This is a genomic window from Pseudoalteromonas sp. SG44-1 (assembly GCF_014164315.1).
In the GTDB taxonomy this organism is placed as follows: Bacteria; Pseudomonadota; Gammaproteobacteria; order Enterobacterales; family Alteromonadaceae; genus Pseudoalteromonas; species Pseudoalteromonas rhizosphaerae.
In genome coordinates this window covers 36,197-49,788 of the sequence record NZ_JACJEW010000028.1, presented here as the reverse complement: position 1 = coordinate 49,788, position 13,592 = coordinate 36,197, and the positions used below count along the sequence as shown (strand labels likewise).

Below are 13,592 nucleotides of genomic sequence, written 5' to 3'. Positions count from 1 at the left end.
TATGCATATCTTAATAACTGGCGCAACAGGCCTGATCGGTCGTCATTTGTGCCCTGAGCTGAACAAAGAACATCAATTGACAGTGCTCACCCGCAATCCTGCAAATGCGACAAAACTGTTAGGTGAGAACATTCATACGACTGACTCCCTTGAAGAGGTTGATTTTAATAATCTCGATTGCATTATTAATTTAGCCGGTGAACCCATCGTAAATAAACGCTGGAGCGACAAACAAAAACAAATACTGCGAGACAGCCGTATTTCGCTCACTCAACAAATTAGCGCTGCAATTAACCAATGCGATACACCGCCGCATACTTTTATATCAGGCAGTGCGGTCGGATTTTACGGTCGCCAATCCACCAGTGTAATTGACGAAAGCTTTGTTGATGTGACCCCTGAATTTAGTCATCAACTATGCCATGATTGGGAACAAGCCGCCCTGCAAGCAGAATCAGTCAATACTCGAGTATGTTTATTACGTACCGGTATCGTTTTAGCTAACAATGGTGGTGCATTAGCCAAAATGTTACCACCATTTAAATTAGCACTAGGTGGTCCTATTGCTGATGGCCAGCAAGGCATGTCATGGATACATATCGAGGATATGATTAATTTAATTATACATATTATCAATAACGTGCAACTCAGCGGCGCAATTAATATGACCGCTCCAACACCTGTATCAAATAGCGAATTTAGTCAAAGTTTAGGTAAGGTATTAAATCGACCAGCAAAAATAACTATGCCTGCATGGGTACTAAAATTAGTAATGGGTGAAATGGCAGATTTGCTGCTTTACGGACAATATGTACAACCAACTAAAGCACTTGATAGCAACTATTGCTTTCGTTATAAAAAATTAGACAGTGCACTTACAAACCTATTACAATAAATGCAGCAATTTAATACTACCTTGCTATTTAAATACTAATACATAATAATTATAACAACAGTGACTAAAGCAGCTCGATTAAACAAGGCAGATTCATAATGCTACATTTACCTACTGTGATGAGCATATCATTACTTTTGAATGTCCTGATCGGCGGCTTTTTTTTTACCGTTTATAATTATAAAAAACAACCCTGTTATTTATACTTAGGCGGGTCGTGTATGGTATTTGTGGCCGCGCAAATTTTAGCATGCCTGCGAATAGTGCTTGATAACCCTTTTATTACGCACTATCTGGCTGATATGTGCATCATAATTAGTCCTATACTCGCTCTTATTGGTTTGCAGAAAGTAACTAACCTCACTAAAAATACTAACCGGCACTTTTTAACCTTAGTGATTGTCAGTGCAATTGTGTTACTACCAATCTATGCTATTACAGCAGGCCAATTGGTGACAAGTATTGTTATTGCAACACTCTTTATTTACGGCGCATGTTTAGTTCATAAGATGAAATGCGTAGCACCAATGCAACAAAAAATCTTGTCCGGCTGTTTTATTAGCCATTGTTTGATCATGTATATACAAGCATTTATGTTATTAGCTCCTTTGGTTAGTAATTCTGCAACTGATTATAGTCTTTGGCTACAAATAATTTTAGTAAGCCATGTCATTCTAGCGACTGCTACAGCTTTGGTATTGCCGTTTTTATTATTTGTAAATATTGAAGAAAACCTTCAGCGACTAGTCAATCACGATGTGCTCACCCGCCTCTTAAATAGACGTGGTTTTTTTATGCAAGGTGAAAAACTCCTCAAACAAGGCGTTGCATATCAGCAATCATTTTCGATAGTTATGATCGATATTGATTACTTCAAAAGTGTTAATGATAAATATGGTCACAGCACAGGTGATACCGCTATTAAATGGATCGCGCAACATATCATGGCACAGCTAAATGATAACGATATTGCTGCGCGAATTGGTGGTGAAGAGTTTGCTTTATTACTCCCTGATCAATCTCTTAATCAAGCTCAGGTAACTGCTCAAAAACTCTGTGATGCAATTAGAGGGCATAGCTTACGTTTTAAAGGAAACACTATTAATTTATCAGTAAGTGTGGGAATTAGCAGTAGTTATGATGCCAATGCTTCAATTAAAACACTGTTAGATCAAGCCGATAAACGCTTATATATCGCTAAAGCAAAAGGGAGAGATCAAGTGGTTATTAGTGGTCAACAAACCGACCATGTTGCCAACGGTGTTATGTAACCGAACTGAATTGTAATTTTTTAAGCACTGAGTCCACTGAGTATAACCACTGATTAAACTTAGCCTGGTGTCTTTGTCATATACAAACAATTAGCAAGTGGTATTGGCTCTGGGTAATCAGCAAGCACAAAGCCAAGTTTTTTATACGCTTTAATCGCACTTTTGTTATGAGCTAATACAAATAAAGAACATGTTTGCGTAGCTAAAGTTGATTGACCTAGTTCACTGAGCTGCGTAATTAGTGTTGCTACAATGCCACCACCACGATACTCAGGGTTAACCACTAACCTACCTAGATGACAACGACCAATACGTAAATAAAACTGACCAAAAGCCATTAGCGTATTATCATCAGCAAGCAATACAAATGAGTTTATTTCATCAAGTTTTAAACCCTTTTTGAAAGAATTAAAATCGTACGGGTATCTAAAATTAGGCCCAGCCCATGCATGAACTTCTTCTTCATTTAAAAACCATGACATGATTTCTTTTATGTGGGTATTTCTGACGTGAGTTAACAACATAACGACTCTTACTTAATCTCGGGAAGTACGATATATTCCATGTTAATTGATAACAAACAATACGTTATAAATATACCAACCGCAATTAGATAATAACAATAAGGTACTTTTTACTTATGCTAATTGCTACTCCATCATTCAATTAGCCTCCCGTTTAAGTTCAGTTGTTTTCATATTTATGGGCATAAAAACCATGCGAACACTCATTTACCTAATAAAGTTACAAAGATGAAAATAAAAAATAATTGACCGATAATTATATATAAAACAATAAACACCACATCCAAATAAACAAATTTAATACATTTTAGCTGCAATAAATTAAACACAGTTGTTGACGCAACATAAAAATTACACTAGCCTTTCTGGAAGCGCTTCCACAGAAATTAATACAAGCCGCTATGGAAGCGCTTCCACACACAGTGATACCGCCGCATTTTTGTGGCGAGTAAATAATAATGATAACAGTACGAGGGAAGTCTAATGTCCAAGCATATTTTAATGAAAACAAAGTTAGCCACCAGCTTATCTTTGATTTTAGGTGCCGCAACCACTATGTCTACGTTTGCCGCCGAGGTTGAACAACAAAGTGAATTAGAAGTGATTCAAGTCACCGGTTTTAAAGGCAGTATCAAAGAATCAACTCAGCTTAAGCGTTACTCTTCTGGGGTTGTTGATGCCATTTCTGCAGAAGACATTGGTAAATTTCCAGACACTAATTTAGCTGAATCGCTGCAACGCATTACCGGTGTTTCAATTGACCGCAGCAATGGTGAAGGTTCTAAAGTGACGGTGCGTGGTTTTGGTCCAGATTATAATATGGTGACATTAAACGGACGTACAATGCCTGCGGCCTCTCTTCCTGCTGGTGGTGGTGCTCCAAACTCTCGAGCCTATGATTTTGCTAATCTTGCCTCAGAAAGTGTGAAATCAGTGGAAGTATATAAAACAGGTAAAGCAAGCATCGCATCTGGTGGCATTGGTGCAACCATTAATATCAATACTGCTCGTCCGCTTGATAACCCTGGCCTAGTTGCCAATATTGGTGTTAAAGCACAGCACGATACAACTAACCGTGTCGGCGATGATGTTACTCCAGAAATTTCAGGGATCTTTAGCTGGACAGATGAAGATGCTAAATTTGGTGCTTCACTCACAGCAAGTATGCAACAGCGTGATAGTTCAGCAACCGGGGCATTTGTTGGCGAATGGCGCACCACAGAATATGATGGCACCATCCCTCAAGCAGCAGATGACATTGTATTAGAAAATGCTCCTGCGATGGGCCAGTATTATTCAATGCCATCAGACTTGCGCTACACCATTGCAGATCGTGAGCGAACTCGTACTAATGCTCAATTAACATTGCAATACAGCCCTATTGACTCGTTTACCGCAACACTTGATTATACTTACTCACAGCAAGAGTTATTTGAAGCCCGTGCAGAGCAATCAATTTGGATGGACAACTATAAAACCCATTTAACATTTGATGACAATGCTGTTAAAACACCTATTTATTACCGTGAAGAACGCCGCGACTTATCCACTCGCGACTTAGGCTTAGCATTACAAGAGCAAAATCAAGTAAACGAAAATAATTCAATCGGTTTAAACCTTCAATACTACTTTAGTGATCAACTGAACTTTACGTTTGATGCCCACAGCTCAAAAGCCACCAGCAAACCCGATGCGCCTTATGGTAGTTGGATAAATGCAGGCTTAGGTGCCAATGTCGTGGCCGCACAACAAGTTGACTTTAGCCGTGACTTACCCTCTATGGTAATAGATTTCGATGACTGTAGTCGCACAAATCTAAACTGCTCAGGAGCGCTTGATCAAGCTGATGTAGGTAGCTCAATTTTAGATGCAAACTTTGCAAGTCAAGAATCAACCGTTGATGAATTTCGACTACACGGTAGTTATCTCATAGACAACGGCAGTATCGACTTTGGTATTGAGTCACGCTCAATGGAAAGTCACTCTTTACAATCGCTAACACGTAATACAATGGGTAACTGGGGCATTGAAAACCCTGGTGAACTACCCGATGGCTATTTAGATCCAACTAATTTTTTAGCCGAATTTGATGATTACGATACCAGTGGTTCGTTTGATCAAGGCTTTACCGGTAGTGCTTCACAGATTGGTTACTGGGCGGCAGATCAATACGGGTTCAATTTTGCGGCTGATGGCGCCTTTGCAACAAATCGCACTATTGAAGAAGATATTCAAGCGGCATTTGTACAATATAATTACAGTAACGAAATCAATGGTATGGTATTTAACCTTGTGATTGGTGCGCGCTATGAAACAACCGATATTACCTCAACTGCTAATATTGATTTACCTGATGCAGTTGCATGGGAAGGTAACAACGACTTTAATGTGCGTTACGGCACCAATAAAGATGACTATTCCTTGAGCTCAAGCTATAACCATTTTTTACCTAGCTTAGATTTTAACATTAACGTTATTGAGGATGTGACTCTTCGCGCCTCTTACAGTACCACTATTGCCCGCCCTACTTACGACAATTTAAGTTCTGCGGCAACGGTAGGTGTACCTACCGGCCCTTCGATCATTCCAGGCACCACTAATGCACCAGCAGCAACTGGTAACCCTAGCCTTGTCCCACTTGAATCGAATAATTTTGATGTATCTGCTGAGTGGTACTTCACTGATCTAAGTTATGTGTCGATTGGTTACTTTAATAAAAAAGTAGATAATTTTATTGGTCTATCACCAATGACTCAAAACTACTACGGCTTACGCGATGCATCTGCGGGTCCAAGAGCACAAGCAGCCAAAGCAGAGCTTGAGGCACAAGGTCTTGCGTTTACTGATTCAAATTTATTCCAAATGGTCGCTGCAATGGAAAATGGTGTAGCATTTGACTCGATGAGCTATGAAGAATTTGAAGCCGCTTACGACGTTCTACCAAACAGTGATGACCCACTGATGGACTTTACGGCACAAGTACCAACCAACAGTAAAGATGCCAAAATTGATGGTTATGAATTTGCCGTACAACACTTCTTTGGCGACACGGGTTTTGGCTTACAAGCTAACTACACCATAGTAAATGGTGATATTGATTATAATGTAGCCGCTGTTCCAACCGTCACACAATTTGCCCTCGTTGGCTTAAGCGACACAGCTAACTTTATAGCCATGTACGAAAACGATAAGTTTCAGGCGCGTATCGCCTATAACTGGCGTGATAAATTCTTAAACAGTGCTGCCCGTTACGTTAACGAACCGGGCTTTACAGAAGAGTATTACCAAATTGATTTTAATATTGCTTACAACTACAGTGAACAAATGTCGTTCTTTGTCGAAGGGCTTAACATTACTGAACAAAATATGCGCCAACATGGCCGGTATGAAGCACAGTTATGGAATTTAGAACAAAATGGTGCACGCTATAATATTGGTATGCGTTATAACTTCTAAGCAAGGGTTATTGACTCATTAACGCCATGAGTATTAAGCCGCTAGTTGTTAGCGGCTTTTTGCGTTGCAGGTTAATAGCAATTTTATTAAAACAACAGAGCACACAATGAATAATAAAATACAACACATTGTGGTATTAGGTGGTGGCGCAGCAGGTTGGCTAAGTGCAGGGCTATTAGCCGCTGAACACCCTAAACAAAAGGTTACCTTAATAGAGTCTGCAAACATTGCTATTTCAGGTGTAGGCGAAGGCACTTGGCCGTCTATGCGCAATACGCTCAAGCGAATTGGTATCGAAGAAATAGATTTTATACGTCACTGCGATGCTTCATTTAAGCAAGGTTCAAAATTCATAAACTGGCGTAACATAAATATAGGCGAAAACTACTATCATCCGTTTATGACTCCCGAAGGCTATTTAGAAACCGATTTACACGCTTACTGGCAACATCATGCAAGCACTCAAAAATATGCCGACGCCGTTAATATGCAAAGCTTTGTTTGCCAAGCAGCACTTGCACCTAAGCAGTTACACACACCAGAATACGCGGCGGTCACTAATTACGGCTATCATCTTGATGCCGGTAAGTTTGCCACATTTTTAAAACACCACTGCGTAGAAAAACTCAATGTGCATCATATTATTGATGACGTCATCGAAGTAAAAAATAGTCATGACGATTATATTCATTCACTCACCACCATAAAGCACGGTGACATAGACGGCGACTTATTCATTGATTGTACCGGTGCTCGGGCGCGTTTGATTGGTGAGCACTATGGCGCAACGCTTATCACACAAGATCATATTCTTTTTAATAATAGCGCTATCGCTGCACATCTCCCTTATAACGATAATCAACAAGAGATCGCCTCAGCCACTTTATCAACGGCGCAGCCACATGGTTGGATCTGGGATATTGGTCTACCGAGTCGTCGTGGTATCGGTTATACCTATAGCGATAAATACTGCGATGAACAAACCGCTGTGAACACCTTAAAGAGCTATGCTGCGCTATCTGTTGGTGAACAAGTCGCCGAGCAAATACAAACTCGCAAGCTGAGTTTTCTTCCTGGTTACCGCACACAGTTTTGGGTAAAAAACTGTGTTGCTGTTGGTATGTCGCAAGGTTTTATAGAGCCACTTGAAGCATCAGCACTGGCGATGGTGGAGCTTTCAATCAGCATGTTAAGCGAACAAATGCCGCAAAACCGTACTCATATGGACTTGCTGGCTAAACGATTTAATCAGCGCTTTAGTTATCGCTGGCAGCGAGTAATCGACTTTTTAAAGTTACATTACATATTAAGTGAACGTGATGATAGTCAATACTGGCGTGATATAAAAAAACCATCGAGCATTCCTACTCGTTTGAATGAATTGCTGGCACTTTGGCAATATCAACCACCAAGCAGGTTTGATTTAATTGAAAACGAAGAGGTATTCCCCTCTGCCAGCTATCAATATGTATTGTATGGAATGGGCTTTCACACGCAAAATACAACAGCAGAAAATACCTTTAATAACGCTAAAGCTGGGCAGTATTTTTATCAGCAAAACCGTGAAAAAATTGCCAAATACTTACAAGGGTTACCAACAAATCGCGCATTATTAAATCAACTTTTAAACAATAAGGCTTAACCTGACAATGACACACAACAAACCTATAAAAAATGTGGTTATCGCTGGCGGTGGTACAGCTGGTTGGATGGCTGCGGCTGCATTCAGTAAACTCGTTGGTAAAAATATCAATGTCACCCTTATCGAATCCGACGACATTGCTACGGTTGGTGTTGGTGAAGCTACTATTCCACCGATCCGCACTTTTCATAAATTACTTGGCATAAATGAGCAAGCATTTATGAAAGCTACCCAAGCAAGCTTTAAATTAGGGATCAGTTTTGAAAACTGGGGCGAAAAAAACACCGATTATATTCACTCATTTGGCATGACGGGCAAAGAATGCTGGGCAGGTGAATTTCATCATTTTTGGCTACACAGCTTAACATTAGGACTTGAATCCGAGTTTGGTGATTACTGTTATGAACTGCAAGCAGCTAAACAAGGTAAGTGTGCTTTTAATCAGCAAAATCCAATTAATTATGCATTTCATATGGATGCGAGTCGTTATGCATTATTCCTACGTGAATTTTCAGAACAACTAGGGGTTAAACGTCTAGAGGGAAAAATAATCCACGTTAATAAATGCGCCACTTCGGGCTTCATAAACAGCCTAACTCTTGCAGATGAAAGTATCGTAAATGGTGATTTTTTTATTGATTGTACCGGCTTTAACGGACTACTTATTGAACAGGCTTTGCATACCGGCTATGAAGATTGGTCACACTTACTGCCGTGCGATAGCGCAATTGCAGTACAAACTAGAGCCATTAGCGATGATATAGTGCCTTATACCCGCTCAATTGCACATGATGCAGGCTGGCAGTGGCAAATTCCTCTGCAACAGCGCGTAGGTAATGGTCTAGTGTATTGTAGCCGTTATTTAAACGATACTGATGCAAAGCAGCTTTTACTCAGTAATATTCAAGGTGAAACTCTCACTGAACCCAAAGTAATTAAATTTAAAACTGGCCGCCGACGCAAAGGCTGGAACAAAAACTGCCTTGCTCTGGGGCTTGCCAGTGGCTTTGTTGAACCCCTTGAATCTACCAGTATTCATTTAATTATGTCGGGCATTATTCGCTTTATCCGGCTATTTCCATTTGATGGTATTACCGAACAAGCAATCCACGAATACAACAAACAGCTAAAAAGTGAGATTGAAAACATTCGTGATTTTATTGTCTTGCATTATAAAGTCACTGATCGCACTGATAGCGAATTTTGGCGTCATTGTAAAAATATGGAAGTGCCTGATACCCTTGTTCATAAAATTAGTTTATTCAAAGAAACTGGGCGGGTATTTTTAGATGACGGCGATATTTTTAGAGTCGACTCATGGGTGCAAGTAATGTTGGGTCAAGGTCTCAAACCCAAACAATACCATTTAATTGCAAGCCTGATGAGTGATGATGAGTTAAGCCACTTTCTGAACAGTATCAAACAGCAAATTGCTCAACGCGTGGCACAATTGCCAACACATAAAGCATTCTTACAACAATATTGTCTTGCTGAATAATCTGAGTGAGCATAAAAAGCCCTTTAAAAACGTAAAGGGCTTTGCACAACACAACAAAATCAAAGACTAAGTTAACTATCTGGGCAGATAATTGTTGCCTGTTTTGCTCCTTCTGGCACAAAGTTGATATTCGCCACAGAAACCGAACCGTTACCCGTGCTCTGTAATGAAAATGGGCTAGTCACTCTTGAAAAATCAACGCCTTGCTCAGTAAAGCAGGTTAAGTCTATGCTGAGTGTTTGCCATCTATTTAATGTAGCCTTTTTGAGTTCTGCGCTGATATCAACACGTCCACCACAACCATGCTCGCAACTCATAGCAACAAATAATGGAGCAGCAAATTCGCTATTTATCTTGTAATCAAAACTCAGCGCTGAGTTTGCTTCGATATAAGCCACTTTATCTTCAGTGAAGTTACTATTGATTTCGGCTGTAGTAAGGCCTATACCTGTAAATACAAATGCCATTGCATCTTCTTGAATATTTTTATCTTCAGTACGATAACTAATACCAGCTAATTCAACGCTATTGCTAGCTACTTGAACTTGCTGCTGTGCTGACTTTAAAAACAATCGCCATGGATCAGTCAGCACGCCATTAAAAATAGCCATATTAGGCAAACTAGCTATATCAACACCTGAGTCTTCATTTAAATTATCTGCCAGGGTATTTTTATCTGTATAGGTTAAACCAAAGCCATAAGGAAATAGTGGCGAATAGTCTACATCATCTCTATTTACTGCGGTTTGCAGTGGTGATTTTGGCCATGAAAACGACAATTTACCAGTAAAGTCATGCTGAATATCACCTCCTGCGTCAGTTAATAATACATCGGCCACACCTTGTCCTTCTGTACCCGGTAGCCATGCGGCGACAAACGCATCAGAGGTATTTAACTCAGCGTTAACCCACATTGGTCGACCTGAAATGAATACCGATACGACCGGCACGCCTTTTGATTTAAGCTGTTTTAATAACGCTAACGACTTTTTATTATTACGCTCAAACTCAAGATTATCCCTGTCACCGTGTCCTTCTGCATAAGGTTCTTCTCCAAACACCACAATCGCCACATCAGGTTTTTGTGTAAAGTGTCCATCAGGACTTAAAATGGCCTCTCCACCTGCGGCCGTGATCTGCGCTTTTAAACCCGCAAAGATTGACGTAGCACCAGGGAAATCGGTATTTTCGTTATTGGTGCCTTGCCAAGTAATACTCCAGCCCCCCGCTTGCTTAGCAATATTATCTGCGCCATCTCCGGCAATTAATACTCGTGAATTAGCCGCTATCGGCAAAGTATTGTTGTTGTTTTTTAATAACACCAGTGATCCACGCACAGCTTGTCGCGCAATATCGCGGTGCGCTTGCGCGCCAATTAACTGCGTTTTACCTGAGAACTGACGTTTTGCAGGGCTCGGTTTATCAAATAAACCCGCTCTTAGTTTGACTCTTAAAATACGCGCAACAGCATCGTCAATTCGGCTCATGGCAATTTCACCGGCTTTCACTTGCGCTATCGTATTTTCATAAAGTGGTTTCCACGCCCCCGTAGGAACCATAAAAATATCAAGCCCCGCGTTTACAGCCTGTGGGCAGCTTTCGTTACTACAACCTACAACTTGTCCGTGGCCATTCCAATCACCAACAACAAAGCCATCAAAGCCCATTTTCGTTTTCAGTACATCGGTAAGCAGGTATTTATTGCCATGATTTTTCTTACCATGCCAGCTATTAAACGACGCCATAACAGATTGACTACCAGCCGACAAACCACCAATGTAGCCTTGAGCATGAGTATCAAACAAGGCTTGCTCTGAATCGATATTGTTACCTTGATCGTCACCATCGACGGTACCGCCATCACCTAAAAAGTGTTTAACTGTGCTAATCACCCGCTTATTACTTAAAAAATCACCATCGGCATGGCCTTGCAAGCCGTTAACAATGGCAACTGAGTACCGGCGGACAATCTCTGGATCTTCAGAATACCCTTCATAAGTTCGACCCCAGCGGTCATCACGTACAACAGCAACAGTCGGCGCAAATACCCAATCAATACCAGTAACCATCACTTCGATTGCCGTCGCAGCGGCTATTTTTTCTATTAAAGCGGGATTATTTGCTGCGCCTAAGCCAATGTTATGTGGAAATAACGTTGCACCAATCACGTTATTATGACCATGTACAGCATCGGTGCCCCACATGGTAGGAATATCGATGCCATCAAGAGAATCATCAACCGATGCTTGATACATCTGTTCAGCAAGTGCAATCCAATCTTGTGGTGTGGCATGTTTATTCGCGTTCGGAAATGAGCCTCCGCCATTTAAATACGAGCCAAAACCATATTTACGCATATCATCAGTCGTTATATCGCGGATCTCAGGTTGAATCATCTGCGCAACTTTTTGCTCTAATGTCATCGTCTGCAAGTACTGAACAATCTTAGACTCAATTTGCGGATCAGCTCGAACCACATTATTCAGCTTTGGCCAAATAGCTAGCGATTGTTGCTGCTGCATTTGTTCAACAGCTCTATTATTTTGAGACGTATCTTTACTTTCGCTTGCTGAACAACCAGCCAGAGTAACTAATCCAGCTAACAAACTTAGTGTAGGTAACTTAGCTGTGTGTAAGTGTGTTTTCATTTTTATATACCTATCTATTATCAACTCATTGCTGCTTAAAAGACTCTAAGTACCTGCTGTATTACAAAAGCGAGACCAAGCGGTTTATTCATCTAAGCAACGGTAGAACTATTTTTTGTCATCATTGAAATTAAAATTTAACTGTTGACCTGTTAAGAAATAGTCACTAACCTAAATGTGGAAGCGCTTCCTTAAAGTCATTAAATACCATCTATTGGCATTAATCAAATTAAATATGGAAGCGCTTTCAGATATGTTAGCTTTAAAAGCTAAAAATAACAGCATCACGGACTATAAAAAGAAAGCAGAGGTTTTCTATTAATGAAACAATTATCTTTACCTAAACACTCGCCGCTACTGAGCAAAGACTTCACTTTTGGCGTAGCAACTGCTTCATTTCAAATTGAAGGTGGTGCAGCAGATCGTCTGCCATGTATTTGGGACACCTTTTGTGCTCAAGACGATAAAATTGCCGATAACTCAAATGGTCTAATCGCCTGTGAACACTACACTCGTTGGCCTCAAGATATTGAGTTAATAGATTCTCTGGGCGTTGATGCCTATCGTTTATCAATTTCTTGGCCACGCGTAATGCATCAAGATGGTAGTTTAAACCCATTAGGTGTGAAATTTTATACTGATCTTCTAGATGAACTTAAACGCCGCAACATCAAGGTATTTGTCACTTTATATCACTGGGATCTACCGCAGTATTTAGAAGATCAAGGCGGCTGGTTAAATCGTAATACCGCCTATGAATTTGCTCACTACACAGATCTTATTAGCAAAGCGTTTGGTGATCGTGTTTATTCATATTCAACCTTAAATGAACCTTTTTGCAGCTCTTATTTAGGGTATGAAATTGGTGTGCATGCCCCAGGTATTGTCGGTCGGGAATTTGGCCGAAAAGCTGCCCATCACTTATTACTAGGTCATGGTTTAGCGATGCAAATGCTGGCTAAAAATAGCCCACAGACACTTAATGGTATCGTACTCAACTTTACTCCCTGTTACCCGGTAACACAAAGTGACGCAGATCTTAAAGCCACAGCCTTTGCTGATGATTATATTAACCATTGGTATATGCGCCCTGTAATGACTGGCAAATACCCAGATATTATTGAGCAACTTCCAGCAGAGCAGCGTCCAGATATTCACCCCGGTGATATGGAAATTATTGCGCAGCCATTAGATTACCTTGGCGTTAATTTTTATACGCGTTTACATTACCAAGCAAGCGCTGATGATTTTTATGACGAGCGCCCACATCAAGGCCTATTAACTGATATTGGTTGGGAAATTTACCCGCAAGCACTTACTGAATTATTAGTATCGTTAAATGAGAAATATACCCTACCACCGATTTATATTACTGAAAATGGCGCAGCAATGGCCGACAAGATGATAGATGGTAAAGTTAACGATTCAGATCGCATAGCTTACTATCAGCAACACTTAAACGCATTGCATAACGCAACTGAACAAGGTGTGGTGATCCATGGCTACTTTGCATGGAGCCTAATGGATAACTTTGAATGGGCTGAAGGCTATTCAAAGCGATTTGGTATCGTTTATGTTGATTATCAAACTCAACAACGTACTGTAAAAGCCAGTGGCCTTGCGTATAGTAGTTTAATTACTAGCCGGTAAACTTAGCT

The 13,592-nt window shown here is 40.4% G+C and carries 8 protein-coding genes; 6 read left to right on the top strand and 2 right to left on the bottom strand.

Going from position 1 to position 13,592, the window contains the following annotated elements:
- The first annotated feature begins 1 nt into the window (after nt 1).
- Together H5187_RS13925 and H5187_RS13920 are read left to right on the top strand one after the other, a co-directional pair.
- Nucleotides 2-895: a TIGR01777 family oxidoreductase gene (locus H5187_RS13925; RefSeq protein WP_182794743.1), complete on the top strand. Its 894-nt coding sequence runs from the start codon at nt 2-4 to the stop codon at nt 893-895.
- 221 nt (nt 896-1,116) lie between these two features.
- Nucleotides 1,117-2,166 carry a GGDEF domain-containing protein gene (locus tag H5187_RS13920; RefSeq protein WP_182797965.1) on the top strand — a complete coding sequence of 350 codons (1,050 nt, stop codon included), beginning with the start codon at nt 1,117-1,119 and terminating at the stop codon, nt 2,164-2,166.
- Between the two features lie 59 nt (nt 2,167-2,225).
- Here the strand turns inward: H5187_RS13920 and H5187_RS13915 are convergent, their stop codons facing one another.
- Nucleotides 2,226-2,690, bottom strand: a complete 465-nt coding sequence (locus tag H5187_RS13915) for an N-acetyltransferase (protein ID WP_259400365.1) — start codon at nt 2,688-2,690, stop codon at nt 2,226-2,228.
- Nucleotides 2,691-3,173: 483 nt separating this feature from the next.
- Between H5187_RS13915 and H5187_RS13910 the strand changes: the two genes are divergently transcribed.
- The 3 genes from H5187_RS13910 (at nt 3,174) to H5187_RS13900 (ending at nt 9,286) form a co-directional block, all read left to right on the top strand.
- A complete protein-coding gene (locus H5187_RS13910; protein WP_182797964.1) occupies nt 3,174-6,146 on the top strand; it encodes a TonB-dependent receptor in 2,973 nt (990 codons plus the stop codon).
- Between the two features lie 106 nt (nt 6,147-6,252).
- The gene (locus H5187_RS13905; RefSeq protein ID WP_182739222.1) at nt 6,253-7,788 is read left to right on the top strand and encodes a tryptophan halogenase family protein; all 1,536 of its coding nucleotides are present in this window, start codon (nt 6,253-6,255) and stop codon (nt 7,786-7,788) included.
- A 7-nt stretch (nt 7,789-7,795) separates the two neighbouring features.
- Nucleotides 7,796-9,286, top strand: a complete 1,491-nt coding sequence (locus H5187_RS13900; RefSeq protein WP_182739221.1) for a tryptophan halogenase family protein — start codon at nt 7,796-7,798, stop codon at nt 9,284-9,286.
- A 71-nt stretch (nt 9,287-9,357) separates the two neighbouring features.
- On the opposite strand, the gene H5187_RS13895 is transcribed toward H5187_RS13900, so the two are convergent.
- Nucleotides 9,358-11,934 carry an exo 1,3/1,4-beta-D-glucan glucohydrolase gene (locus H5187_RS13895; protein ID WP_182794742.1) on the bottom strand — a complete coding sequence of 859 codons (2,577 nt, stop codon included), beginning with the start codon at nt 11,932-11,934 and terminating at the stop codon, nt 9,358-9,360.
- A 321-nt stretch (nt 11,935-12,255) separates the two neighbouring features.
- Here H5187_RS13895 and H5187_RS13890 point away from each other — a divergent pair, with 321 nt between their 5' ends.
- On the top strand, nt 12,256-13,584 hold the full coding sequence (locus H5187_RS13890) for a GH1 family beta-glucosidase (protein ID WP_182734311.1): 1,329 nt from the start codon (nt 12,256-12,258) through the stop codon (nt 13,582-13,584).
- Nucleotides 13,585-13,592 lie beyond the last annotated feature (8 nt).

Bases quoted from the DNA above. Each gene is read 5' to 3' on its own strand.
- H5187_RS13900 (WP_182739221.1), top strand. From the start codon at position 7,796: ATGACACACAACAAACCTATAAAAAATGTGGTTATCGCTGGCGGTGGT.
- H5187_RS13895 (WP_182794742.1), bottom strand. From the start codon at position 11,934: ATGAAAACACACTTACACACAGCTAAGTTACCTACACTAAGTTTGTTA.
- H5187_RS13910 (WP_182797964.1), top strand. From the start codon at position 3,174: ATGTCCAAGCATATTTTAATGAAAACAAAGTTAGCCACCAGCTTATCT.
- H5187_RS13890 (WP_182734311.1), top strand. From the start codon at position 12,256: ATGAAACAATTATCTTTACCTAAACACTCGCCGCTACTGAGCAAAGAC.
- H5187_RS13915 (WP_259400365.1), bottom strand. From the start codon at position 2,690: ATGTTGTTAACTCACGTCAGAAATACCCACATAAAAGAAATCATGTCA.
- H5187_RS13905 (WP_182739222.1), top strand. From the start codon at position 6,253: ATGAATAATAAAATACAACACATTGTGGTATTAGGTGGTGGCGCAGCA.
- H5187_RS13920 (WP_182797965.1), top strand. From the start codon at position 1,117: ATGGTATTTGTGGCCGCGCAAATTTTAGCATGCCTGCGAATAGTGCTT.
- H5187_RS13925 (WP_182794743.1), top strand. From the start codon at position 2: ATGCATATCTTAATAACTGGCGCAACAGGCCTGATCGGTCGTCATTTG.